The 23,283-nt window shown below is 61.0% G+C and carries 21 protein-coding genes; 7 read left to right on the plus strand and 14 right to left on the minus strand.

The window, feature by feature from the left end; all coding sequences use genetic code 11:
- Positions 1-231: 231 nt before the first annotated feature.
- Complete coding sequence (locus AAEZ05_RS21755; RefSeq protein WP_350648797.1) at positions 232-921, minus strand: MlaA family lipoprotein; 690 nt, start codon at positions 919-921, stop codon at positions 232-234.
- A 197-nt stretch (positions 922-1,118) separates the two neighbouring features.
- On the opposite strand from AAEZ05_RS21755, the gene pcrP reads away from it, so the two are divergent.
- Together pcrP and AAEZ05_RS21765 are read left to right on the plus strand one after the other, a co-directional pair.
- A complete protein-coding gene (gene pcrP / locus AAEZ05_RS21760) occupies positions 1,119-1,739 on the plus strand; it encodes an HAD superfamily inactivated hydrolase PcrP (RefSeq protein ID WP_045062479.1) in 621 nt (206 codons plus the stop codon).
- 125 nt (positions 1,740-1,864) lie between these two features.
- Entirely contained in the window at positions 1,865-2,128 is a 264-nt protein-coding gene (locus tag AAEZ05_RS21765) for a DUF4404 family protein (RefSeq protein WP_045062476.1), read from the plus strand.
- Between the two features lie 100 nt (positions 2,129-2,228).
- On the opposite strand, the gene queF is transcribed toward AAEZ05_RS21765, so the two are convergent.
- Both queF and copI read right to left on the minus strand, forming a co-directional pair.
- Positions 2,229-3,059 (minus strand): NADPH-dependent 7-cyano-7-deazaguanine reductase QueF, encoded by an 831-nt coding sequence (queF, locus tag AAEZ05_RS21770; RefSeq protein WP_350648800.1) that lies wholly within the window; start codon positions 3,057-3,059, stop codon positions 2,229-2,231.
- A 160-nt stretch (positions 3,060-3,219) separates the two neighbouring features.
- The gene (gene copI / locus AAEZ05_RS21775; protein WP_045062472.1) at positions 3,220-3,735 is read right to left on the minus strand and encodes a copper-resistant cuproprotein CopI; all 516 of its coding nucleotides are present in this window, start codon (positions 3,733-3,735) and stop codon (positions 3,220-3,222) included.
- 155 nt (positions 3,736-3,890) lie between these two features.
- Here copI and AAEZ05_RS21780 point away from each other — a divergent pair, with 155 nt between their 5' ends.
- Together AAEZ05_RS21780 and AAEZ05_RS21785 are read left to right on the plus strand one after the other, a co-directional pair.
- A complete protein-coding gene (locus AAEZ05_RS21780; protein WP_205893792.1) occupies positions 3,891-4,571 on the plus strand; it encodes a heavy metal response regulator transcription factor in 681 nt (226 codons plus the stop codon).
- The gene (locus tag AAEZ05_RS21785; RefSeq protein WP_350648802.1) at positions 4,571-5,920 is read left to right on the plus strand and encodes a heavy metal sensor histidine kinase; all 1,350 of its coding nucleotides are present in this window, start codon (positions 4,571-4,573) and stop codon (positions 5,918-5,920) included. Before AAEZ05_RS21780 ends, AAEZ05_RS21785 begins: the two co-directional genes overlap by 1 nt.
- Positions 5,921-6,087: 167 nt before the next feature.
- Here the strand turns inward: AAEZ05_RS21785 and AAEZ05_RS21790 are convergent, their stop codons facing one another.
- From AAEZ05_RS21790 to AAEZ05_RS21800, 3 genes are all read right to left on the minus strand, one after another.
- A complete protein-coding gene (locus AAEZ05_RS21790; protein ID WP_350648804.1) occupies positions 6,088-7,332 on the minus strand; it encodes a lipoprotein-releasing ABC transporter permease subunit in 1,245 nt (414 codons plus the stop codon).
- A gap of 63 nt (positions 7,333-7,395) precedes the next feature.
- The gene (gene lolD, locus AAEZ05_RS21795; protein ID WP_163019364.1) at positions 7,396-8,079 is read right to left on the minus strand and encodes a lipoprotein-releasing ABC transporter ATP-binding protein LolD; all 684 of its coding nucleotides are present in this window, start codon (positions 8,077-8,079) and stop codon (positions 7,396-7,398) included.
- 7 nt (positions 8,080-8,086) lie between these two features.
- Positions 8,087-9,337 (minus strand): lipoprotein-releasing ABC transporter permease subunit, encoded by a 1,251-nt coding sequence (locus AAEZ05_RS21800; RefSeq protein WP_045062466.1) that lies wholly within the window; start codon positions 9,335-9,337, stop codon positions 8,087-8,089.
- A gap of 94 nt (positions 9,338-9,431) precedes the next feature.
- On the opposite strand from AAEZ05_RS21800, the gene AAEZ05_RS21805 reads away from it, so the two are divergent.
- Positions 9,432-10,013: a PilZ domain-containing protein gene (locus AAEZ05_RS21805; RefSeq protein ID WP_350648807.1), complete on the plus strand. Its 582-nt coding sequence runs from the start codon at positions 9,432-9,434 to the stop codon at positions 10,011-10,013.
- Between the two features lie 14 nt (positions 10,014-10,027).
- Entirely contained in the window at positions 10,028-10,750 is a 723-nt protein-coding gene (locus AAEZ05_RS21810; protein WP_045062462.1) for a glycerophosphodiester phosphodiesterase, read from the plus strand.
- Positions 10,751-10,792: 42 nt separating this feature from the next.
- Here the strand turns inward: AAEZ05_RS21810 and sthA are convergent, their stop codons facing one another.
- Complete coding sequence (gene sthA, locus AAEZ05_RS21815; protein ID WP_045062459.1) at positions 10,793-12,187, minus strand: Si-specific NAD(P)(+) transhydrogenase; 1,395 nt, start codon at positions 12,185-12,187, stop codon at positions 10,793-10,795.
- A gap of 185 nt (positions 12,188-12,372) precedes the next feature.
- Positions 12,373-13,431 (minus strand): FAD:protein FMN transferase, encoded by a 1,059-nt coding sequence (locus tag AAEZ05_RS21820; RefSeq protein WP_350648809.1) that lies wholly within the window; start codon positions 13,429-13,431, stop codon positions 12,373-12,375.
- Between the two features lie 196 nt (positions 13,432-13,627).
- Between AAEZ05_RS21820 and AAEZ05_RS21825 the strand changes: the two genes are divergently transcribed.
- On the plus strand, positions 13,628-14,926 hold the full coding sequence (locus AAEZ05_RS21825) for an MFS transporter (RefSeq protein ID WP_350648811.1): 1,299 nt from the start codon (positions 13,628-13,630) through the stop codon (positions 14,924-14,926).
- 13 nt (positions 14,927-14,939) lie between these two features.
- Here AAEZ05_RS21825 and AAEZ05_RS21830 read toward each other — a convergent pair whose 3' ends face one another.
- The 6 genes from AAEZ05_RS21830 to AAEZ05_RS21855 all read right to left on the minus strand — a co-directional run bounded on the left by AAEZ05_RS21830 (position 14,940) and on the right by AAEZ05_RS21855 (position 23,227).
- A complete protein-coding gene (locus AAEZ05_RS21830) occupies positions 14,940-16,349 on the minus strand; it encodes an efflux transporter outer membrane subunit (RefSeq protein ID WP_350648813.1) in 1,410 nt (469 codons plus the stop codon).
- A 39-nt stretch (positions 16,350-16,388) separates the two neighbouring features.
- Positions 16,389-18,539 (minus strand): glycosyltransferase family 2 protein, encoded by a 2,151-nt coding sequence (locus tag AAEZ05_RS21835; RefSeq protein ID WP_350648815.1) that lies wholly within the window; start codon positions 18,537-18,539, stop codon positions 16,389-16,391.
- 1 nt (position 18,540) lies between these two features.
- Positions 18,541-19,785, minus strand: a complete 1,245-nt coding sequence (locus tag AAEZ05_RS21840; protein ID WP_350648817.1) for a hypothetical protein — start codon at positions 19,783-19,785, stop codon at positions 18,541-18,543.
- The gene (locus tag AAEZ05_RS21845; protein WP_350648819.1) at positions 19,782-20,987 is read right to left on the minus strand and encodes an HlyD family secretion protein; all 1,206 of its coding nucleotides are present in this window, start codon (positions 20,985-20,987) and stop codon (positions 19,782-19,784) included. Before AAEZ05_RS21845 ends, AAEZ05_RS21840 begins: the two co-directional genes overlap by 4 nt.
- Positions 20,988-21,506: 519 nt before the next feature.
- Positions 21,507-22,970 (minus strand): glyceraldehyde-3-phosphate dehydrogenase, encoded by a 1,464-nt coding sequence (locus AAEZ05_RS21850; protein WP_045062443.1) that lies wholly within the window; start codon positions 22,968-22,970, stop codon positions 21,507-21,509.
- Positions 22,971-22,990: 20 nt separating this feature from the next.
- Positions 22,991-23,227 (minus strand): hypothetical protein, encoded by a 237-nt coding sequence (locus AAEZ05_RS21855; protein ID WP_350648821.1) that lies wholly within the window; start codon positions 23,225-23,227, stop codon positions 22,991-22,993.
- Between the last annotated feature and the right edge of the window lie 56 nt (positions 23,228-23,283).

Here is a 23,283-nt window from a genome sequence, read left to right on the forward strand (position 1 = left end):
GCGCAGACGGTACTCCCATCCGCTGGGCGTTTCAAGCTCGTGGCGAAGGTCACTTGAGGACTTTACCTGGCAAATGACCAGTAGTTATAAGAACCGGTAAAACCGTAACTCAATGTTAGGTAGCACTCAGTACGCAAAACGCATGCTCAGCCCCATAAAAACTGGAGTTTGCGTGATCCGGACAATGAAAAAGGCGGCACAACGGCCGCCTTTCTTTATGCCTGGTCGAAATCAGAAATCGTCTTCGACCTGACCATCCTTGACCTTGAATTCACGATTCTGCAGGTAGGCGTTACGGATGAACACGTACTTGTCGCCGTTGATCAGCTTCTCGGCCGACAGCAGGTTGGCGCGGGCATCGACCACATCCAGAGCCATGAACGAGTTACGCACAGCTACGTCGTCGACGTAGCGATAGGCGCCGACGTAGGAGTCCGGGTACCTGGCCGGTGCATCGCGCAAGGTGCTCGGGCCGAGCAACGGCAGCATCACGTACGGACCACTCGGGACACCCCAGTAACCCAGGGTCTGGCCGAAGTCTTCATCGTTACGTTGAAGGCCCATGCGGGTACCGACGTCAATGAAGCCCAGCAGGCCAAACGTGGTATTGAAGATCAGGCGCGCAGTATCGACGCCCGCTGCAGCCGGCTTGGCCTGCAGCACATTGTTGGCGAGATTGCGCACGTCACCGATGTTGCGGAAGAAGTTGTGAATGCCGTCTTCGACAAACTGCGGCGTCACGTACTGATAACCCTGGGCCAATGGCTTCAGCGCATAGGTGTCGAGTACGTCGTTGAATTTGTAGATTGGGCGGTTGACGCTTTCCCAAGGGTCTTCTTCCGTGGCTGCCTGGGCAACGAAAGGCACCAGCAACACGCTGGAACACACACACAGCTGAGCTAGAAGGTTGCTCCAGCGCATAGAAAAACTCCTTGGATTGTACTGACGCGGGCTCTGGACCCAAGCGTTGAGCTGGCTAGTATAAGACGGAAAGGCCGTTTTAGGCAGTATCGCCGTGAGCCCGCGCGCAAGTCTAGCTGGCCTACGGTCGATAACAGCAGTGTCACTCAACTGTCACCCGCGTCCAATAGCCTCGGTACTATTTCAAGGATGCCGAAATGCCGCACGCCGAAGCCTTGCCCCTCGCCGCGCCCCGCCTGACCGCCGTGTTGTTTGGCCTCAGTGGCTGCCTGGTGGATTTCGGCGCGCGCACCCGCCAACACGCCGACCATCAAGGGGAGCATGCCGAAGTCACGCCTGGCGCCCTGGACAGTCTGCACAGCTTGCAGCGACAGCAAATCCCCTGTGCCTGGCTCGATGAACTGCCCCCTGCCCTCAGCCACTCCCTGGCGCTCGCGCTGCCGGAATGGATCAAACCTTCGACACAATTTGCAACAAACAATCCATGGCCGTCCCCCCATGCCTGCTGGGAAGCCTTGATGGCCCTCAACGTTGCTCAACTGGATGGCTGCGTGCTGGTGAGCGGTGAGCCGCGGCTGCTGCAATCAGGCCTGAACGCCGGTTTGTGGACCATTGGCCTGGCCTCCTGCGGATCGCTGTGCGGGCTGGCGCCGAATGAATGGCAAGCGTTGAGCGCACAGCAGCGCGAGCTCAAACGCGGTAAGGCCACCGTGCAACTGTTCGGCCTGGGCGTGCATTCGGTGATCGACCACCTGGGCGAACTCGACACTTGCCTGGCGGACATCAGCCTGCGCAGGCTCAAGGGCGAAAAGCCCTGATTGCCGCCTCGCCACGATCAACGCATGCAGGTTGCCCGCGAGTGGATTAATCTAAAGGCAAGCCATAGACCTTTGGCGCGCTGCTGCGGTCTATGCCAGTGCCTATCGATAAAAGGAAGAACGTCATGCCTGCCCGCGAACTGCAAGAACAGCTCAATACTCTGCGCGAGCAACTGGAACAGAATCCGCCACTGACGGAAGTGGAGCGTGAAGACCTGCACGTACTGATGCAGCAGATCGAACTTGAGCTTGAGCTTGAGACCAAAACCCAGGATTCAAGCTTGTCCGATAATGTGAACCTGGCGGTCGAGCGCTTCGAAATCGAGCACCCGACCCTTGCTGGCACCTTGCGCAACATCGTGCAGGCGCTGGGCAACATGGGTATCTGAATTCGCCCGAGACAAAAAAGCCCCACCAGTGATGGCGGGGCTTTTTATTGTGCGCAGTTTGCAATGCATTCCCTGTGGGACCGGGCTCCCCATTCGTTCTTTATTGGCGGACCAGGCGGTGGTTCGGCAGTTGCACGGCTTGCGTGCTGCGATACGGGTTGATATCCAGACCGCCACGGCGCACATACCGCGCATACACGGTCAGCTTCTCGGGTTTGAGCAACCGTTGCAGGTCGAGGAATATCCGCTCCACACACTGCTCATGGAAGTCCGAATGCTGGCGGAAGCTGACGATGTACTCCAGCAGGCTCGCGTGATCCAGCGCCGCACCACGGTATTCGACTGCCACACTGCCCCAATCCGGCTGGCTGGTGACCGGGCAATTGGATTTGAGCAGATGGCTGTGGACGCTCTCCTCGACGATGCGCGAATCATCGCAACGCAGCAGTTCCGGACGCGGGTGTTCGTAGTTGCTGACACTGATATCGAGGTCGTCGATACACACCCCCGGCAATGCGACGACGCCTTCGGCCTCCACCTCTTTCAGGCTGCGGATGCGCACGCCCACCGGTTTGCCGGCGGCAGCGGACAAGTCTTTGGCCAGGGTTGCCTCGAGGCTTGCCGTGTCAGCGAATGGCGTCTGGTTCAGCGAGTTGAGGTACAGCTTGAACGACTTCGACTCGATGATATTCGGCGAGTCCGCCGGAATGCTGAATTCGCCGATCGCCACCACGGGCTTGCCGGACGGCAGCAACCACGACAGCTCAAAGCAGTTCCAGAAGTCCACACCCGTGTACGGCAGGGTTTGCGCCGTCAGGCCGAGCTCGGCCCATTTTGCGGTGCGCGGGATCGGGAACAGCAGGGACGGCGTGTAGGTGGCGATGTATTCGCTGGATTTACCCAGCGGCGAGTGTTCGGCTGCGGGATGCATGGCGGAAACCTGACTGAAGAATCAGGGGATTCTATCAGTGTTCAGTGGTTTTGTTGGGGGTTGGGGATTGGGAATTCGGGGTTGGGTGGTTTTGGAAAGATCGCAGCCTCGTTTCACTCGACAGCTCCTACACAGCTCCTACACAGCTCCTGCGCAGCGCCTAAGGGGCTTCGATGGTTAGTTTGCCGACCATGCCGGCCTGGTAGTGGCCGGGGATGTTGCAGGCGAATTCCAGGCTGGTGGGTTTGGTGAAGGTCCAGGTCAGCTCGGCGGTTTTGCCAGGCTCGACCAACACGCTGTTGGGGTCATCGTGCTTCATGCCATGCCCCATGGCAGCGTGATCCATGGCCTTCATGCCGGTCGGTGTCAGCATGCCGCTTTGCTGCATCTGCAGCATGGCCTGTTGATGCTGGGCATGCATGGCTGCGTCGCCGAGGTTGAACTCGTGCAGCAACTGGCCTTTATTGACCAGGACGAAGCGGACGGTCTCCCCCGCCTTGATCTTGATGGCCCGGGGATCGAACGACATGTCACCCATGACCACTTCGATGCTGCGGGTCGCATTGGCTGCCGGGGCCGGCTGACCAAAATCGACGGATTGCGCCGGCGATGCCCACGCCGGAGCGCTCAGCGCCAGCAGGCATGCGGTCAACAGCAGGGATTTGCGCAAAAACATGGGTCTTCTCCAACAAGATAAGGTTCAGCCTATAGAAAACTCTAAACTGACACGACTGCCCGTAACCTGACAGGCAGATTACAACTTTGTCAGGTTGGCCTGCACTCGCGCGGCCCACGGTATAAAGCCTTCGTTCCATTGACCCCGAGCTCTCCATGAAACTGTTGATCGTCGAAGACCAAGCGAAAACCGGCCAATACCTGCGCCAGGGCCTGACCGAGGCCGGGTTCAATACCGAGTTGGTGGCCGACGGCAGCACTGGTCAACAGCTGGCACTGAGCGGCGAATACGCCTTGTTGATTCTTGATGTGATGCTGCCCGGGCGCGATGGCTGGCAAATTCTGCAAGCCGTGCGCGGCGCAGGTCTCGACACGCCGGTGCTGTTTCTCACCGCCCGTGACGCCGTAGAGGACCGGGTTTATGGCCTGGAGCTGGGAGCCGACGATTACCTGGTCAAGCCCTTCGCCTTCTCCGAATTACTGGCGCGGGTGCGCAGCCTGTTACGCCGTGGCAGCGCCCCGCCCCAGGACACCAGCTTGCAACTGGCGGACCTGCGCCTGGACCTGATCCGGCGCCGGGTTGAACGCAGTGGGCAGCGCATCGACCTCACCGCCAAGGAATTTGCCTTGCTGGAAATGCTGTTGCGCCGTCAGGGCGAGGTGTTGCCCAAGTCGCTGATCGCTTCACAGGTGTGGGACATGAATTTCGACAGCGACACCAACGTTATAGAAGTGGCGATCCGCCGGTTGCGCCTGAAGATTGACGATGACTTCCCCAACAAGCTGATCCACACCGTGCGCGGCATGGGTTACGTCCTCGAAGAGCGTTCTGCCTGATGCCTCGACTGTCCTTGAGCAGCCGCCTGGCGCTGCTGTTCGCTGCCTGTACGGCGGTGGTGTCACTGATCGCCGGCGTGCTGTTCAGCCGTGCCAGCGAGGCGCATTTCATCGAGTTGGACCAACAGTTGCTGGACGGCAAATTGATTGGTTTGCGTCGGGCGCTGCACGACATTCAATCGAGCGACAGCCAGGCCAGGCTAGCCGATGAGTTGAGCCGCCAGGCCGACCTGGCACTGCGCATCACCGGGGCTGACGGCCGGCGCTGGTACGACAGCTCGGCGCAACTGCCGGAACAACTTCCACTGACCGCAGGCTTGTCCACCACCAGCCACGCAGGCACCGACTATCGAGTGCTGAGCGCCCCGCTCTATCCGGGCCAACCCGACTCGCCGCAGTTGACCCTGCTGCTCGACATCACCCATCACCAGCACTTCCTGCAGCGCATGCAGCGCCTGATCTGGCTGACCGTCGGCCTCTCGGCGCTGGCCACCGCACTGCTTGGAGCCTGGGCGGCGCGCAGTGGCTTGCGGCCGCTGCGGCGCATGAGTGAAGTGGCGCGCGGGGTGTCGGCCCAGTCGCTGAACGCCCGATTGCCCGAAGAGCAGATGCCACCCGAACTTGCGCAAATGGCCCATCACTTCAACGCCATGCTGGAACGTCTCGACGACTCATTCCAGCGACTGTCGGCTTTCTCCGCCGACATCGCCCATGAGCTGCGCACGCCGCTGTCAAACCTGCTGACCCACACTCAGGTCACCCTCACGCGCCCGCGACCGCTGGAGGATTACCGCGAGGCGCTGCACAGCAACCTTGAAGAGCTGCAATGGATGGCGCAGCTGGTCAACGACATGCTGTACCTGGCCAAGGCCGATCACGGGTTGTTGATGCCCACCCGCGAACCGCTCGACCTTGGACAGGAAGTGGATGTGTTGCTGGAGTTTTTCGCTCCCCTGGCGGAAGACGCCCGGGTGACATTGAGCCGTGAAGGCACTGCCAGTATGGAGGGTGATCGCAACATGCTGCGCCGCGCGCTCTCCAATCTGCTGGACAATGCCTTGCGGTTTACCCCGGCGGAGGGTGAGGTGCGCGTGCGGATCAGCCAGCAGCCCAAGGTGTTGGGACTGGTGGTCGAGAACACGGGCGAAGGGATTGCCGCCGAGCTGCTGCCGCGCTTGTTCGACCGCTTCTACCGGGCGGACCCTGCGCGCCAGGAAGGCAGCAGCGAACATGCGGGGCTGGGGTTGGCGATTACCCAGTCGATCATCAAGGCCCATGGCGGGCAGATTCGGTGTGAATCGGGGGATGGCTGGACGCGGTTTTCGATTGAGCTGCCAAAAAGAGTTTGACCCCCGCCCCGGTAGGAGCTGCCGAAGGCTGCGATCTTTTGATCCTGTTTTTTAAGAGCAAGATCAAAAGATCGCAGCCTGCGGCAGCTCCTACGAGGGAGCGGCGGAAGAGCAAGATCAAAAGATCGCAGCCTTCGGCAGCTCCTACGGGGGAGCGGCGTCAGGACTTACGAATAACGTAGAGCATGCGCCGGCTCGATCTTCGCCGCTCGCCACGCAGGGTACACCGTGGCCAAAAAGCTCAGCACGAACCCCGCCGAGCAGATCAACAGCACATCACCACCCTGCAACTCCGAAGGCAGGTTGCTGACGAAGTACACATCCGAACTGAAGATGTGCTGCCCGCTCACCCGCTCTACCCAACCCACCAGCTCGCTGACGTTCAGCGCTGCAATCACGCCCAGCACCCCGCCAATCAAGGTCCCGACGATCCCGATCACCGTGCCCTGTACCATGAAGATCGCCATGATCTGTCGTGGCGTGGCGCCGATGGTGCGCAGGATCGCGATGTCCGCGCCCTTGTCGTTCACGACCATGATCAGGGTGGCAATGATGTTGAAGGCGGCGACGGCGACGATCATCAGCAACAGCAGGCCGATCATGGTCTTTTCCATCTTCATCGCACTGAACAGGCTGCCCTGGGTGTGGGTCCAGTCATCCGCCCGGTAGGCGCTGCCGAGACTGCCGGCAATATCGCTGGAGACCTTCGGCGCCGTGTACAAGTCCTTCACCGCCAGGCGCACGCTCTGCACCTGGTTCGGCTGCCAGTGCTGCATCTGCGCGGCATCGGCCACATGGATCAGCGCCATCGAGCCGTCCAGCTCGGCGCCAACCTTGAACACGCCCACCACGTTCAGGCGCTGCATGCGCGGCGTGATGCCGCCCGGTGCCGTGCTCACTTCCGGCACGATCAGGGTGATCTTGTCGCCCACATTCAAGCGGAAACGCCGGGCCGTGATTTCACCGACCACCACGCCGAACTCACCTGGCTTGAGCGCATCCAGGCGCCCCTGGACGATATGCTTGGCGACGATCGACACCTGGCCTTCGAGCGCCGGGTCGACGCCGCTGACCTGGATCGGCTGCATCGTCCCCTTGTAGGACAGCATGCCTTCCATCTCGGTGAACGGCACGGCGGCGGTCACTTCGGGGTTTTTCATCGCGGCGGCGGCCACCGGCTGCCAGTCGTCGATCGGGTTGACACCGACGATGGTCGCGTGCGGCACCATGCCGAGGATGCGCGAGCTCATCTCACGCTGGAAGCCGTTCATCACCGACAGCACCACGATCATGGCGAGCACGCCCAGGGCGAGACCGATCATCGAGGTCATCGAGATGAAGGACACGAAGCGATTGCGACGCTTGGCGCGGGTGTAGCGCGCGCCGATGAAGATCGATAACGGTCTGAACATTCGCTGGGGCACCGTATAAAAATAAATGACCCGAGGTCGTTGCAGCCCCCGGGTTTCGACCAGTCAGATAGGCGTCAGGCGGCCTTCCTGCAGATGCAGGACGCGATCCATCTGGCGGGCCAGGTTCATGTCGTGAGTCACCACCAGGAACGCCGTGCGCATCGAAGTGCTGAGTTCCAGCATCAAGTCCTGGATGCCCTGGGCGGTGTGGGAGTCGAGGTTGCCGGTGGGCTCGTCGAGCATCACCAGGCCTGGCTTGTTCACCAGGGCGCGAGCGATGGCCACACGCTGGCGTTCGCCACCGGACAGTTCGGCCGGCTTGTGCTCCAGGCGATGGCCCAGCCCTACCCGCTCCAGCAACGCCGTGGCACGCTGGCGCGCCTCGGGGATCGCAGTCTTGCCGATCAGCAGCGGCATGCAGACGTTTTCCAGCGCGGTGAATTCCGGCAGCAAGTGGTGGAACTGGTAGACGAAACCCAGCGACCGATTGCGCAACAGGCCGCGATTCTTCTCGCTCAGGGCCGACAGCTCTTCACCGTCGAGCCACACGCTGCCCTGGGTCGGCGTATCGAGGCCGCCCAACAGGTTGAGCAAGGTACTCTTGCCCGAACCCGAGGTGCCGACGATGGCGACACGCTCACCTGGGTGCAACTCCAGTTGCAGCCCCGCCAGGACCTCGACCGATTCCGGACCTTCCTCGTAGGACTTGCCCAGGTTGCGGCAGCTCAGGATTGCTTTTTCACTCATGCCCAATTCACTCATAACGTAGCGCCTCCGCAGGCTGGGTGCGCGCGGCACGCCAGGCTGGATACAGGGTGGCGAGGAAACTCAGGATCAACGCGGCGGCACAGACCATCACCACGTCCTGGCTCTGCACTTGCGACGGCAGGTAATCGATGAAGTACACATCGGCGTTCAGGAACTTGTGGCCGATCAGGCCTTCGAGGGCCGAGATCGCTGCGCTGACGTTCAGCGCGGCGAAAATCCCGACCACGGCGCCGATCAGCGTACCGAACACCCCGATCACCGTGCCCTGCACCATGAAGATCGCCATGATGGTGCGTGGCGTCGCGCCCAGGGTGCGCAGGATCGCGATATCGCCCTTCTTGTCGTTCACCACCATCACCAGGGTGGAGATGATGTTGAACGCGGCCACGGCCACAATCAGCAGCAACAGCAGACCGATCATGGCTTTTTCCATGCGAATCGCCTGGTACAGGTTGCCGTGGGTACGGGTCCAGTCACGCGCATAGTAACGGTCTTCGCCAAGTTGCTGGGCGATGTTCCACGCGGTACGCGGCGCCTGGAACAGGTCGTCGAACTTGAGGCGGATGCCCTGCACCTGATCCGGCTTCCAGCGATGCAGTTTCGCCAGGTCCTGGAGGTTGGTGACGCCCAGGTAACCGTCGATCTCACCGGCGCCGACATGGAAAATGCCGACCACGGTAAAGCGCTTCATGCGCGGGAACATCCCGGCCGGGGTCACGGTGACTTCCGGCGCGACGAAGGTCAGCTTGTCGCCGATGGCGGCACCCAGCTTGGCGGCGGCCTTGTCACCGATGACGATGCCGAAACTGCCGGGCGCCAGGTCGTCGAGTTTGCCCTGCAGCATGAACTTGTCGATGATCGACACCTGGCGCTCCAGCGCCGGGTCGATGGCATTGAGCAGCACCTTGGACACCTTGCCGTTGTTGGTCAGCAACCCCTGCATCTGGGTAAACGGCGCTACCGCCGTCACCTGCGGGTTCTGCTTGACCTTGGCCGCCAGGCTTGGCCAGTCGCTGATCGGTTCACCGGACTCGATGGTCGCGTGGGGCACCATGCCCAGCACGCGGGTGCGCATCTCATGATCGAAGCCGTTCATGACCGACAGCACCACGATCATCACGACCACGCCCAAGGCGAGCCCGATCATGGAAGTCAGGGAAATGAACGACACAAAATGATTGCGACGCTTTGCACGGGTATAACGCGTGCCAATAAATACGAAGAGAGGTCTGAACATGTCGGGGCTTGTTCGGAGGGAAAAGGAACGTCCTTGTGGCGGGGGTCGATAACCAGCTTTACACTCAGACCACCGCCGCTACCATGGGTTCGCCATGTCGACATTAGATGAAGAAGATCGCCGCGAATACTACCGTATCGAGGACACGATCGCACTGGAAATTCGGCCTTTGTCCGCTGTCGAAGCCGCGGGCCTGGAAGTGTTGCAGGATGCTTCTCCACTGTTCAATTTGCTCAGCGAATTGCACCTGAGCGAATTCGAATCGCAACACCTGTTGCGCCAGATCAGTGAGCGCGACCGCAACCTTGCGGCATTCTTGAAATCCCAGAACAAACGCATCGACCTGCTGAGCCAGGTGATCGCCATTACCGTGCTGGGGCAGATTGGCGAGCCGCAACCGGTGATCATCTCCGAAGGGGGCGTCGACTTTCAGTACCCCACGCCGATTGCCGCCGGGGCGCGCCTGTCGATCAAGCTGGTGTTGATGCCGCAAGCCCTTGGCCTGTTGCTGCGCGCCCGGGTCACCCATTGCGATCCCAAGGGCGATGGCTACGACATCGGCACCGAGTTTGAACACCCCACCGATGCCCAGCGCCAATTGCTCGCCCGCTACATTTTGCAGAAGCAGGCCCAGGAACGTCGCCTGGCCCGCGAACAAAACGACTCAGGCCTCTAAATTAAGGAAGAACCGTGACCCTCATCTACGGCCATCGCGGCGCCAAGGGCGAAGCACCGGAAAACACCCTGATCAGCTTTCAGCAATGCCTCAAGCACGGCGTGCGCCGTTGCGAACTGGACTTGCACCTGTCCAAGGACAACGAGCTGATGGTCATTCATGACCCGACTCTCAAGCGCACCACCGAACGGCGCGGCAAGGTCGTCGAACATACGGCGGCGGAGCTTAAGACCTACGACGCGCGCAAAGGCGGCCCGGGCTGGATCAAACCGTGCCCGATCCCGACCCTGGAAGAGCTGTTCGAAAAATGCGATTTCGAGCATTGGCAGCTGGAAGTCAAAAGCGCTTCGCGCACCCGCGCCGCCACCACCGTGCTGGCGATTCGCGAAATGGCCCAGCGTTTCGGCATGCTCGACAAAGTCACCATCACCTCGAGTTCACGTGAAGTGTTGAAGGCTGCACTGGATCTGGTGCCGGACGTGTCCCGCGGGCTGGTAGCCGAGTACGCCTGGCTCGACCCGTTGAAGGTCGCGCAAAGCTATGGCTGTGAGTTTCTCGCGCTGAACTGGACCCTGTGCACGCCGGAACGCCTGGAGAAGGCGCAGCGCCAGGGGCTGCATGTGTCGGTATGGACAGTCAACGAGCCCGCGCTAATGCGCAGGCTCGCCGACTTCGGCGTTGACAGCCTGATTACAGACTTTCCCGGTTTGGCCAGCGCCACGCTCGAGAATTGCTGAAATCGGTCTCCCCGGCCGGCTCAGGCCACCGGCCGGAGCCGCTCAAAAAAGCCGGTTGAGGCCATCGTAGGCCGCTACCCGATAGGCTTCGGCCATGGTCGGGTAGTTGAACGTGGTGTTGACGAAGTACTTCAGCGTGTTCAGATCGCCCGGCTGGTTCATGATCGCCTGGCCGATGTGCACGATCTCCGACGCCTGATAACCGAAGCAGTGAACGCCCAGCACTTCCAGGGTCTCGCGGTGGAACAGGATCTTCAGCATGCCTTGCGGCTCGCCGGCAATCTGCGCGCGCGCCATGCTCTTGAAGAACGCCTTGCCCACTTCGTACGGCACCTTGGCCTGGGTCAACTCCTGCTCGTTCTTGCCGATCGAGCTGATCTCCGGAATCGTGTAGATGCCGGTTGGCACGTCATTGACGAAGCGCCAGCTGTGGTTGTCGACGATGCTGCCAGCGGCCGAACGGCCCTGGTCATGAGCGGCACTGGCCAGGCTCGGCCAACCAATCACGTCACCGGCGCCGTAGATGTTCGGCTTGCAGGTGCGGTAAGCCTCGTCCACTTCGATCTGGCCACGGCTGTTGACCTTCACGCCAATGTTTTCCAGACCCAGCTGATCGGTGTTGCCGGTACGGCCATTACACCAGAGCAAGGCGTCGGCCTTGATCTTCTTGCCGGACTTGAGGTGCAGGATCACGCCATTGTCCACGCCTTCGACGCGGTCGTAGTCTTCGTTGTGGCGCACGGTGATGTTGTTGTTGCTGAAGTGGTAGCTCAGGGCCTGGGAGATTTCCGAGTCCAGGAAGCTCAGCAACTGGCCGCGGTTGTCCACCAGTTCAACCAGTACACCCAGGCCACTGAAGATCGAGGCGTACTCGCAACCGATCACGCCGGCGCCATAAACGATGAGTTTGCGCGGGGTGTGGCCGAGGCTCAGGATGGTGTCGCTATCGTAGATACGCGGGTGGTGGAAATCGATATCCGCCGGGCGATAAGGACGCGAGCCGGTGGCGATGATGATGTGCTTGGCCACCAGTTTCTCGACCACGCCGTTGGCGCAGACGACTTCGATGGTTTGCTCGTCGGCGAAGCTGCCGGTGCCGAAGAACACGTCGACGCGGTTACGGGCGTAGTAGCCGGTGCGCGAAGCGACTTGCTTGGAGATGACTTTCTCGGCGCTTTTGAGCACGTCCGGGAACGAGAACCAGCGCGGCTCACCAATGGCCCGGAACATCGGGTTGGTGTTGAACTGCATGATCTGCCGCACCGAGTGACGCAAGGCCTTGGACGGGATGGTGCCCAGGTGGGTGCAGTTACCGCCGACCTGGCGACGGCTATCGACCATCGCCACCTTGCGTCCTGCTTTGGCGGCGTTCATTGCCGCGCCTTCTCCTGCCGGGCCGGAACCCAGCACCACCACGTCGTAGTTGTAGACAGCCATGCGTACTCCTCAGAACAGGCCGCGGCGCCATCGGCACCTGCGGCTAAATCACGCCATCTGCGGCGTGAAGGAACAATTTGGGGCCAGTGCAGAACCCGGACACAGTCTATAGAAGCGTCAACGCCGGGCACATTAACCCTTGGTCGCGTCGTAGGCTAGTTTTGCCTGCACTACAACGCCAGCGTTCATTGCTTTTTTTGGGTAGCCGCGCCACTGAGCCGCTCGAAAGCCTGATTGGTTCTTGTGACGAAACCGGTATCGGTTCGAATCACAAAAAAAGCGCCAATAGCGTATTTCTCCGCGTAGTCCCAGCCGCGTTCCGGCCCGAGAATCAGCAACAGCGTCGATAAGCCATCGGCCATCAGCGCCGAAGGGTGGATCACCGTGACTGCCGCCAGGGCGTGGGAAACCGGCGCCCCGGTGCGCGCATCGAAGGTGTGGGAATAGCGCCGGCCATCCTGCTGGAAGTAATGACGGTAGTCACCCGAGGTGGACACCGCGTAGTGATCGACCGCGATGATTTTCTCCGCGACCTGGCGGTCATCCCGGGGCTCCTCCAGGGCGATGCGCCACGGGCTGGCGTCGAGTTTGCGGCCGGCCGCCTTGAGTTCACCGGTGGCTTCGGCGAGGTAATCGTGGATGCCCATGGCCTCGAGCCGGGCAGCGATGGTGTCGACCGCGTAACCGGCGGCGATGCTGTTGAAATCGACTTCCACTGCAGCGTCCTTGCACAGCTGTTCGCCTTCGATGCGCAAATGCTGGTAACCCACTCGCTGACGCACCTGGGTCAGTGCTTCGGCGCTCGGGACGACTTCCTGGCGCGATTGCGGACCAAATCCCCAGAGGTTGAGCAGCGGCTCGACCGTCAGGTCGTAGGCGCCTTCGCTCTGCTGTGACAGCTGCTGGCCGACCCGGACCAGTTCGAGGACAGGCGCGGGCATGTCCTGACAGTGGTCGGCAGGCAGATGGTTGAAGCGCTCGATGTCGGAGTCGCTGCGGTAGGTCGACATTTGCCGGTCGATGCGGTCGAGGATTGTTTCCACCTGCGCCTGCACCTCAGCGGGTGCGGGCAGGCCGGCGCGGTGCACATACTTGATTGAATAGGAGCTGCCCATGGTGGGCCCCCCGAAGCTTTCCATGGAGTCACCGTTGCCGCAGCCGGACACAACCACGGCCAGCACCACAAGCCCACCCCACCGTCCAGTTAACAAATCTTCATCTCCCCGCAAAACCGCGCCGGCCATTATGGACCTCAGAGCGCAGAGGAGCGAGGGCTGCCGGCGCCCGTCAGGCAAACGCAAAACCTGCGGGAGCGAGGCTGCTCGCGACAGGGGTGCGTCAGCCAACAGCCATGCGGATTGACCCCACGCCATCGCGAGCAGGCCCGCGCCCACAGGTGCCGTGTTTTCAAACAAGATTTACCAGCGTGAGTACCTACACATGTCTACCCCCACGAGCAAAGGCAAAGCGATCTTTCGCGTTGTCAGCGGCAACTTCCTCGAAATGTTCGACTTCATGGTCTACGGCTTCTACGCCACTGCCATTGCCAAAACCTTCTTCCCCGCCGACAGCGCGTTCGCGTCCCTGATGCTGTCGCTGGCGACCTTCGGCGCCGGCTTCCTGATGCGGCCGCTGGGGGCAATCTTTCTCGGCGCCTACATCGACCGTCACGGGCGCCGCAAAGGCCTGATCATTACCCTGGTGATGATGGCTGCCGGCACCGTATTGATAGCCTGCGTCCCGGGATACGCCACCCTGGGTGTCGCGGCACCGCTGCTCGTGCTGTTCGGCCGCCTGCTGCAAGGTTTCTCGGCAGGCGTCGAGCTTGGCGGGGTGTCGGTGTACCTGGCCGAGATCTCCACTGCGGGCCGCAAAGGCTTTTTTGTCAGCTGGCAGTCCGCCAGCCAGCAAGCGGCGGTGGTCTTCGCCGGTTTGCTGGGCGTGGCCTTGAATCATTGGCTCAGCCCGCAGGAAATGGGTGAATGGGGCTGGCGCGTGCCGTTCCTGGTCGGCTGTTTGATTGTGCCGGTAATCTTCGTGATTCGTCGTTCACTGGAAGAAACACCGGAGTTCCAGGCACGCAAACATCGCCCGACCTTGCGCGAGGTGGTCCGCTCGATCGGGCAGAACTTCTGCATCGTCATCGCCGGCATGGCCCTGGTGGTCATGACCACCGTGTCGTTCTACCTGATCACCGCCTACACGCCGACCTTCGGCAAGGCCGAACTGCACTTGTCCGACCTGGATGCCTTGCTGGTGACGGTGTGCATCGGCCTGTCGAATTTCTTCTGGTTACCGGTCATGGGCGCATTTTCCGACAAGGTCGGGCGCAAACCCCTGCTGCTGGCGGCGACGCTTCTGGCGATTCTCACCGCCTACCCTGCCCTGTCCTGGCTGGTGGCCAATCCGAGCTTCAGTCACTTGCTGATCGTCGAGTTGTGGCTGTCGTTCCTGTACGGCTCGTACAACGGTGCCATGGTCGTGGCGCTGACCGAGATCATGCCGGTGGAAGTGCGCACCACCGGTTTTTCCCTGGCCTACAGCCTGGCGACCGCTACCTTCGGCGGGTTTACTCCGGCAGCCTGTACCTATTTGATTCATGTGCTGGATAACAAGGCCGCACCGGGGATCTGGCTGACGGGCGCAGCGGTACTGGGGTTGATTGCGACCCTGGTGTTGTTCCGCGGCAATCGCCATGAGTTGCGCACGGCGCAGGCGTCTGTGGTCGGCGGCGCCTGATCGATCGCCATCATCACCGCCCTGCCACCTTCAAGGAGCCACCCCAGCCCCCACCCAACGCCTTGTACAAGGTCACTTGGTTAATCTCCCGGGCCAACTCCAGCTGGGCCCACTTTTGCTGCGCGTCAAACAGCGAACGCTGTGCATCCATGGTTGAAAAATAGCTGTCCAGCCCAGCCTCAAAGCGCAGGCGGGACTGGCGGTAAGCCTCCTGATAATCCCCCACCAGTTTCTTCTGGAACTGCACCTGGGTCAGCATCTCCTGACGCGCATTCAAGGCATCGGCCGCTTCCCGAAAAGCGTTCTGCACCGTGGCCTCGTACGCCGCCGTTTGCCCGTCAAACCGCGCATGGCTGGCGTCCACTTGCGCACGACGGCCCCCCCCATCGATCAATGGCAACGACCCTGCCAGCGCCACGGTCCAGAACTCCGCCGGGCCGGTGAGCAGGCGCGAGAAGTCCCCGGTCAGGCTGCCCAGGGCCGAGGTCAGGGAAAAGGTCGGGAAGTAAGCGCTACGAGCGGCACCGATGTCCGCGTTGGCAGCGCGCAGCTGGGCTTCGGCCGACATGATGTCGGGGCGGCGTTCGACCAATGACGCCGGCAAACCGGCCGGCACGTCCAGCGTGGCCAACTGCTCACCGAGCACACCCGTGGGCAGCAAACCCGGCGGCACCGGCTGCCCCACCAGCACCCGCAGCGCATTGCTGTTCTGCGCCACTTGCATCCGGTAAGTGTTGACCTGCACGGCCGCTGTGTTGGTCTGCGCATCGGCCTGGTGCACGTCGATCCGGGCGCTGGAACCCAGGTTGAAACTCTTGCGCAGCAACTGCCCATAGCGGTCCTGGGACTGATAAGTATTCTGCGCCAGGTCAAGCAGATGCTGATTGGCCTTGAGCGTCAACCAGGTGCTGGCCACTTCGCCGATCAGCGCCAGGCGTGCGGCCTGGTAATCGCCCTCAGACGCTTCGAACCGGGCACCGGCGGCATTGCGCTGGCTGCGAATGCGACCGAACAGGTCCAGCTCGTAGGACGTGAAACCACCGGTGGCCTGGAAGGTGTTGGCAATACTGCCGGCACTGTCGCCGCCATTGGGCGTGCGCACCAGCGGCGGCAACTTGCTGCGTCCGGCATAGGTGTCTATGCCGATGGTAGGAAACAGCCCGGACTGCGCACTGGCATAACCCGCCCGCGCCTCTTCGACACTGGCCGCGAACTGGCGCAGGCTGCGGTTGTTGGCCAGCGCCAGGTCGATCAGCTGGCGCAGGCGGTCATCGACCACAAAGCCGCGCCAGTCCTTGTCGAACGCCTGCTTGCCCGCGCAGCATTCGCCGGCCGTGTTGGCCGGCCATTGCTGGTCGATCGGTGCATCGGGTTTCTCGTAGGTCGGCTCCAGCGAACAACCACCCAGCAGAAGCAATGACATAAAGCATGAGGTCGATAAGCAACTGTTCATGGCGCGCACCTAAAATCGTTGGCCGAGCAGAGCTCGCAAGGGTGAAAGCAGCAAAGACCAAAGGCCTGACCGACTGACGCTGACATGCGGCAAAGGCTGTCTACGCGAACGTACACTGACCGGTCGCCAGCGACGTAGCGGGGTGTAGGACGACGCCCTGGCCGGCGCAGGCAAATGCGGCGCCGCTGATTTTTCGCCAAGCAATGCACGCCGTAACAAGGTGCCGAACGCCAGCCCCGGCTCCGCCTTGCTGACGACATTGATCGTTGCATCGCTGAACAACCGCGCGATCAACCGTCGCCGCAGCGCTTCATCAAGCTCGGCAAACCTCAGGCCCAGTTGATTGTCTCCATGGTTGCGCATGACCTCGACATCGAGCCAACCCAGTTTGTCGACCCACATCTGCCCGCACAGCCCCGGCTTGATCGACGACGCGAACGCGCACTCGAACGACGCGCCGCTGAGGGAGATATCCACCAGGCGCCCGGCGAGCACCTTGCCGCCAAACCGAAACCCCGTGGGCTTGTTGAACGGAAAACGCTCTTCACCGTGCAAGCGCGGACGATCCACACAGGCGACCAGCGTTGCCAGGTTGTAGACCAGCGCGACCACAGTCCAACACAGGTTGAACAGCATGTTGCCGTCGAACGAGGCGGAAGTGCTGATCGCGATATAGGCGCCAATCTGCGAGAACAGCGTCAAGGCAAAAAAGAACCCGAACAGCTTCCAGTGCACCATGGTTTTGGTGCGATCCAGGCCTTTGGCGGTCACTTTGAACGGGCGTCCGAAAGGCCGGATCATCGCGCTGGCGATGGTGGCGGTGACGGCCAGGGAGGCAACGATCTGCGTGACCTCAGTGAAAATCGGCAAGGTGCGCCGGTCCGTGACCCAGGTGCCGTAGCCCCAGAACGCGATCAGCGCCGGCATGCCAAACGCGAGGAAATCCATCGGCGTGGCGTAGAAACCGGCAATGCCGAAATACCAGTACAGCACCGGCGACACCAGCATCATCAGGATGAAGGGTTTGGAAAACCAGTGCATCAGCCCATGGATGTAGTGCAGGCGGTCGTTGAGCGTATAGCCGCTGCCGCGCAACGGTCCATCCTTGAGCAGCGCCACCTGGATGGTGCCCAGGCACCAGCGCCCGCGCTGGTTGATGTACTCGGTCAGGCCTTCGGCCGACAAGCCGATTGACAGGCGCTCATTCAACCAGCGGGTGACATAGCCTTTCTGCAGCAGCCGGTAGGTGGTGTAGATGTCTTCGCAGACCGAGCCTGTAGGAAAACCGCCCATCTCGTTGATCAAATCGCGCCGCACCACGAAGGACGTACCGACGCAAAATGCCGCATCCCAGCCATCCTTCGCCGGCTGAAACACGTCGAAGAACACCCTTTGCTCATCGACCCAGCACGCCGAAGTGCCCAGGTTGTGCTGGATCGGGTCGGGGTTGTAGTAGAACTGCGGCGTCTGCACCAGGCCGACTTTCGGGTCGTCGAACAAGCCCAGGGTGCGCAACAGGATCGGCTGCTGCGGCGCGAAATCGGCATCCAGCACCAATATGTACGGCGCGTTGCTGCCAGCCGCCGACTGGCGCAAGCCATTGTTCAGGTTGCCGGCCTTGGCGTGGGAGTTATCAGGGCGGCGCGCGTACTGCACGCCGACCTCGGCACAGTAATCACGCAACCAGTCCCGGCGCGTATCGTCGAGCACCCAGATGGTGAAATTCGGGTAGTCGATGGCCTGGGCGGCAATAATGGTTTTTTCCAGGATTTCCAGGCCTTCGTTGTACGTGGCGATGAAGATATCGACCGCTGGCGCACTCACGCCCTGGGCGCGCAAGCGTCGCTCGCCCGCGTCCGCGTCCTTGCTGTGATCCGAGCGACAGAGCATGACGACGATGGAAAACAGCGTGTAACCGATCGCCAGCATTTCGAAGAACAAAAAGGTGTAGGCCCAGACTGTGGCAAACCCGGAATGGCCGTCCGGCAAGGTGTCGCGAATCCGCCAGGCCGCGTAGTTGAGCAACAGCAACGCGGTCACGGCGCCGAATCCGGCGCGCGCAGCCCATTGGTCCCGATGAGTCAGGCAGGTGAATAGAATCACCAGCGCCAGGGTCCAGAAGTTGATTTGCATCAGTTGCAACGAGTCCAGTGCCTGCATGTCAGTCAGCCTCTCGCGAACCGGTAAAGGGATTGACGCCGGTGGCCGCAATCGCCGCCCACGCCGTGGCGCCCAGGTGAGGCAGGTGGTAATAGAAAAAATCGTTGGTCACCGAGTCCGGGCCTATGGCCAGCCCGGTACTGATGCGCGCTGCCGGGGTCGCGTACAGCCAGCCATTGCCGGCTTCCTGGGCCAGCAAAACACTCCAAAGCGGCTGCGCCTTGTCACTCAGGCCGTTTAACTGCGCGACCGCAGCGGCTTGCGCGGTGCCTTCGGTCCACAAACCATCGGGATCGCGATTGAAGCCGTAGCCGTCACCGGCCCGGTGCGCGCGATCGACAAAAGCGAACACCCGACGCCAATCCCCGGGCGGGTCGTGCAAGGCAATCAGTGGCCAGATTTGCGCATCCAGCCCGGAGCGCACCCGGTCCGACGTCTGGCCATCCGCACCGGTGCCGATCAGGAAGCGCCCTTCCGTGGCGTCCCACTGGCTGGCGACAAACTGCCGGGCGATCTGCGCCTGCCGCGCCGTGCCCTGATCCGGAGCCAGCGCATTGAGTGCCGACCACGCAGCCGCCAGGTCGACGTTATGCTCGGTGGACTTCCAGTTCTGCTGGATCTGCTGATTGAAGTACCCGTAGTAGCCCCCACTGAAGCCGGCCGGTGCCTGGGCGTCGTAGGTTTTGTCCTGCGACCAGCGCAGGACTTTTCTTGCCGCTTCCAGGTAGGCGCCCTCGCCGCTTTGGCGAAAAGCCTCAAGCAACGCCAGCGCCGCCCAGGCCTGGTTCCCGGTCGCACTGCTGACTTGATAGGCGTCCTGGTTCCAGGCGTTGCGTTCGGTGCTCCAGTAGCCGGGCAGCTTCATCGGCGGCGCACCCACCGGGCCAGCAGCGTAGGCGTTGCGCAAACGGCCATCGTGATATTCGGGATCGTGGTTCGTTGCAAAGACAAGAGCATCGGCGATGCGTCGCGCCGACCCGGCCTTGCCGCAGGCGAACAAGGCAATGCTCGCCAGGGCGTTATCGTAAGTGAACGCCACCCCGCGCAACGCCAGGATCGGCGCCGGCTGACCATTTAGCGCCGGGTAACTGGCCACCAGCACAGGGCCCGCCGGCTGCGTCGCCACCGCGCGATCGAGTGCGGCGCAGGTCATTGTCGCCAGTTGAGGCCTGGCGGCTGCCGCCAATGAGGACGCGCCAGAGCCCATGAGTATCACACTGACCACCCCGCGCAAGAGGCCGTTCATGGTCGTGACACTTCGGCACTGGCCCATAGCCCGGGGTTGCAGGTCATGGCGCGCTGGCTATCGGTGAGGTCGGCGGCAAAGGTACCGACCACATACACCGAGTTCTGCTCGGCGTAGGGGAACGGCACGCTGTAGGAGTTGGCGCGAATGTCCGAAGCGCTGGATAACAACTGCACCACGCTGGCCTTGAGCGGCTCGGCAAGGCCGCGGATTTTCACGGTCAACACACTGTCACGATCGATCTTGCTTGCCATGCGCTCCGGGAACACCGCAATCACATAGCTCTGCCCGCAATCGGTGGCGCGCAGCAAAGTCGAACCGGCCTGCACCAGCGTGCCCTGGGGCGCCAGGAGTTCCTGAACGGTACCCGGCGAATAGGCCACGACATCGTACCCGGCCATCAGCTTGACCCGGTTCTGCTCGGCATCGATCAAACGGTTGAGGTTGTCGAGCTCCTGTTGATAGGTCGCCCGATTGCGCGCCTGATTTTCCAGGCTGAGCTTGAGCGTGGTCATCTGCGCCGTCAGGTCGAACATGCGCAGTTGATCCGGGTCGAGGTACACCTGCTTGTTGGCCGCACTGACGTCGCCGTCGTTGATCCGTAACTGCGAGCGCACCGACTCCGCCGCACCTTGCAAAGAGGCCAGCTGCGCTTTCGATGAAGCCACCACCGCGCCACTCACCGCCCCCTGCACGAACAACTCCAGGTTGCGCTCGACCGTTTCCTGGGCGTCCATCAACCGCGCACTGGCAGCACTGTTTTCGGCCCGCAGCGCCCTTTGGGTGAAGAGTTGCCGGGTATGAAAAGCGGTCTGGTACTGCTGGCTGGTTTTTTCCAGTGCCTCGTAATACTGCTGATCATGTTCGGCCTGGCTGGCCGAGGAAGATATCTGCTGTTCCAGAGTGAGGCGGCGCGTTTGCAGGGTCAGCAAGGTTTCCTGATTCGCCCGGGGGTTTTCCACTACGGCGATTTTCTGGCCCTGGGCAAAGGTCGCACCGGGTTTGACGTCCAACGCACTGACCACGCCATCAATGGGCGTGGTGAGCAGGATCACCGGCGCATTCAAAATCGCCCGGGTGGCAGAGGCCGACACCAGAGGCATCAACAGTGTCGACATCAGTAACCAGACGACAAACCCCAGGACTCCCAACCCCACCAGGCGCGGTAACAGCGACAACAACTTCGATCGTTCTTCCGCCATGTTCGACTCTCCCGATAGACCAACCGCGTAAAAGCCAGGCAATAACATGCCGTGACCGCAAAACACTTTCGGCAGGGTGAGCAATACGAAACAGAGCGCTGCACGGCAACTAAGCCGGAACAGTTTTCATTAGATTTATTGTGATGTGAGCAGGAATGAGATCCCTGTCTTTTTGGAGAGTTGTAACGCGACGCTGAAGCAGCAAAACCGACGAAGCCCGAGGCAGAGCGGGCCGTCACAGGCGACACTAGTTTCAGTGAGTGACAGTGTCAAGTATTTGGACGGAACAATTAAATGGCGCCAATTCCCCAACGCATTTTAAGTTGGATCCACTAAACTCACCTGCACCTCAAACAATCGGCAACTGCTTATTTTTGCTGGAAGTTTATGCCTGCAACTTTCGAGGCAACAAACTGGATAACGCTTAACTCCTGGGAAAAAAGTCTAAAAAGTTATAAGCAAGATACAAACAAAAACGCCCCGACCAAGGGCCGGGGCGTTTTTAGTTACTTGTGAAGCTTAGCGCGGGAATGCTGGCGGGTTTACACCGGCCATGTCTTCCATCACGCGAACCACCTGGCAGCTGTAACCGAATTCGTTGTCGTACCAAACGTACAGTACAACGCGGTTATCCTGGGTGATGGTCGCTTCAGCGTCCACTACGCCTGCGTGGCGCGAGCCAACGAAGTCGGTGGAAACCACTTCCTGCGAGTTGACGTAGTCGATTTGCTTATGCAGATCCGAGTGCATGGCCATCTGGCGCAGGTACTCGTTGATCTCTTCGCGGGTGGTGGCTTTCTCAAGGTTCAGGTTGAGAATGGCCATCGACACGTTAGGCGTCGGAACGCGGATCGCGTTACCGGTCAGCTTGCCGGCCAGCTCAGGCAGGGCCTTGGCAGCAGCGGTAGCGGCACCGGTCTCGGTGATGACCATGTTCAGCGCAGCACTACGGCCACGGCGATCGCCTTTGTGGAAGTTGTCGATCAGGTTCTGGTCGTTGGTGTACGAGTGAACTGTTTCAACGTGACCATTAACGATGCCGAACTTGTCGTTCACAGCCTTGAGCACCGGCACGATGGCGTTGGTGGTGCACGAAGCGGCAGAAACGATCTTGTCGTCAGCAGTGATATCGCCGTGGTTGATGCCGTGCACGATGTTCTTCAGCTTGCCTTTGCCAGGCGCGGTCAGAACAACGCGGTCGACACCCGGGCACGCCAGGTGTTGGCCAAGGCCATCGGCGTCACGCCATACACCGGTGTTGTCCACCAGCAGCGCGTCTTTGATGCCGTACTGGGTGTAGTCCACCTCAGTCGGGTTTTTCGCGTAGATAACCTGGATCAGGTTGCCGTTGGCGGTAATGGTGTTGTTGGCTTCATCAATGGTGATGGTGCCATCGAACGGACCATGAACCGAGTCACGACGCAGCAGGCTTGCGCGCTTGACCAGGTCGTTCTCGGCGCCCTTGCGGACCACGATGGCGCGCAGGCGCAGGCCGTCGCCACCACCGGTTTTCTCGATCAGGATGCGCGCCAGCAGGCGGCCGATACGACCGAAACCGTACAGGACAACGTCGGTGCCCTTGCGAGCGGCGGCGTTCTGCTGACCAACGACGTCAGCCAGTTCTTCACGGACGAACTGCTCGGCAGTACGGCCATTGCCTTCGGTCTTGAACTTGACCGCAAGCTTGCCCAGGTCTACCGAAGCGGCGCCGAGCTTGAGCTCGCTCATCGCCTTGAGCAGAGGGAATGTTTCGTGGACGGACAATTCGCTGTCATCGGACTGGCGATGACGAGCAAAGCGGTGGGCTTTGAGAATCGCAATGACTGAACGATTGATCAGGCTGCGGCCATAGATCGAGCTCACCACGTTGTTATTGCGGTAGAGCTGACCGATAAGCGGAATCATCGCTTCTGCGAGTGCTTCACGGTCGATCCATTCACCAAGACACTGGTCGGGCTTCTGAGTCACGGGAACCTTCCACATGTAGGGGCAGAAAAAAGGGGCTACATTATGCCGCCGAGTGCCTCTTGTAGCAATGCGCGCTTGTCGTACCATCCGTAACAAAATTCCGTCAGAAAAAAATACGCCTCGCTGCAGCCCAGTAAACACGCGGCTTCCAGCGCTGTCATTTTTTTGCAGACAGCGCTGCCTTGTCCGTAACCATCCGTAACACTGGCCTGTTTTGCCACTACATATCCGGTCATTTTCCCTAAAAAAACCGCCGATTTTGTCTTTACCACTACATTTCGCCAAACCTGCGTAATAGACACAGTCTGTCACTGACAGGCGGCACCCG

This window comes from Pseudomonas sp. HY13-MNA-CIBAN-0226 (genome assembly GCF_040310305.1).
GTDB classification, from domain to species: domain Bacteria; phylum Pseudomonadota; class Gammaproteobacteria; order Pseudomonadales; family Pseudomonadaceae; genus Aquipseudomonas; species Aquipseudomonas gregormendelii.

Excerpts from the sequence above, each read along its gene's own strand:
- AAEZ05_RS21840 (WP_350648817.1), bottom strand. The coding sequence starts at position 19,785 with ATGAACGGCCTCTTGCGCGGGGTGGTCAGTGTGATACTCATGGGCTCT.
- sthA (WP_045062459.1), bottom strand. The coding sequence starts at position 12,187 with ATGGCTGTCTACAACTACGACGTGGTGGTGCTGGGTTCCGGCCCGGCA.
- AAEZ05_RS21820 (WP_350648809.1), bottom strand. The coding sequence starts at position 13,431 with ATGGCCGGCGCGGTTTTGCGGGGAGATGAAGATTTGTTAACTGGACGG.
- AAEZ05_RS21835 (WP_350648815.1), bottom strand. The coding sequence starts at position 18,539 with ATGCAGGCACTGGACTCGTTGCAACTGATGCAAATCAACTTCTGGACC.
- AAEZ05_RS21785 (WP_350648802.1), top strand. The coding sequence starts at position 4,571 with ATGCCTCGACTGTCCTTGAGCAGCCGCCTGGCGCTGCTGTTCGCTGCC.
- AAEZ05_RS21805 (WP_350648807.1), top strand. The coding sequence starts at position 9,432 with ATGTCGACATTAGATGAAGAAGATCGCCGCGAATACTACCGTATCGAG.
- AAEZ05_RS21755 (WP_350648797.1), bottom strand. The coding sequence starts at position 921 with ATGCGCTGGAGCAACCTTCTAGCTCAGCTGTGTGTGTGTTCCAGCGTG.
- AAEZ05_RS21790 (WP_350648804.1), bottom strand. The coding sequence starts at position 7,332 with ATGTTCAGACCGTTATCGATCTTCATCGGCGCGCGCTACACCCGCGCC.
- AAEZ05_RS21830 (WP_350648813.1), bottom strand. The coding sequence starts at position 16,349 with ATGTCATTGCTTCTGCTGGGTGGTTGTTCGCTGGAGCCGACCTACGAG.
- AAEZ05_RS21845 (WP_350648819.1), bottom strand. The coding sequence starts at position 20,987 with ATGGCGGAAGAACGATCGAAGTTGTTGTCGCTGTTACCGCGCCTGGTG.
- AAEZ05_RS21825 (WP_350648811.1), top strand. The coding sequence starts at position 13,628 with ATGTCTACCCCCACGAGCAAAGGCAAAGCGATCTTTCGCGTTGTCAGC.
- copI (WP_045062472.1), bottom strand. The coding sequence starts at position 3,735 with ATGTTTTTGCGCAAATCCCTGCTGTTGACCGCATGCCTGCTGGCGCTG.
- queF (WP_350648800.1), bottom strand. The coding sequence starts at position 3,059 with ATGCATCCCGCAGCCGAACACTCGCCGCTGGGTAAATCCAGCGAATAC.
- AAEZ05_RS21765 (WP_045062476.1), top strand. The coding sequence starts at position 1,865 with ATGCCTGCCCGCGAACTGCAAGAACAGCTCAATACTCTGCGCGAGCAA.
- AAEZ05_RS21850 (WP_045062443.1), bottom strand. The coding sequence starts at position 22,970 with ATGTGGAAGGTTCCCGTGACTCAGAAGCCCGACCAGTGTCTTGGTGAA.
- lolD (WP_163019364.1), bottom strand. The coding sequence starts at position 8,079 with ATGAGTGAAAAAGCAATCCTGAGCTGCCGCAACCTGGGCAAGTCCTAC.
- AAEZ05_RS21780 (WP_205893792.1), top strand. The coding sequence starts at position 3,891 with ATGAAACTGTTGATCGTCGAAGACCAAGCGAAAACCGGCCAATACCTG.
- AAEZ05_RS21800 (WP_045062466.1), bottom strand. The coding sequence starts at position 9,337 with ATGTTCAGACCTCTCTTCGTATTTATTGGCACGCGTTATACCCGTGCA.
- pcrP (WP_045062479.1), top strand. The coding sequence starts at position 1,119 with ATGCCGCACGCCGAAGCCTTGCCCCTCGCCGCGCCCCGCCTGACCGCC.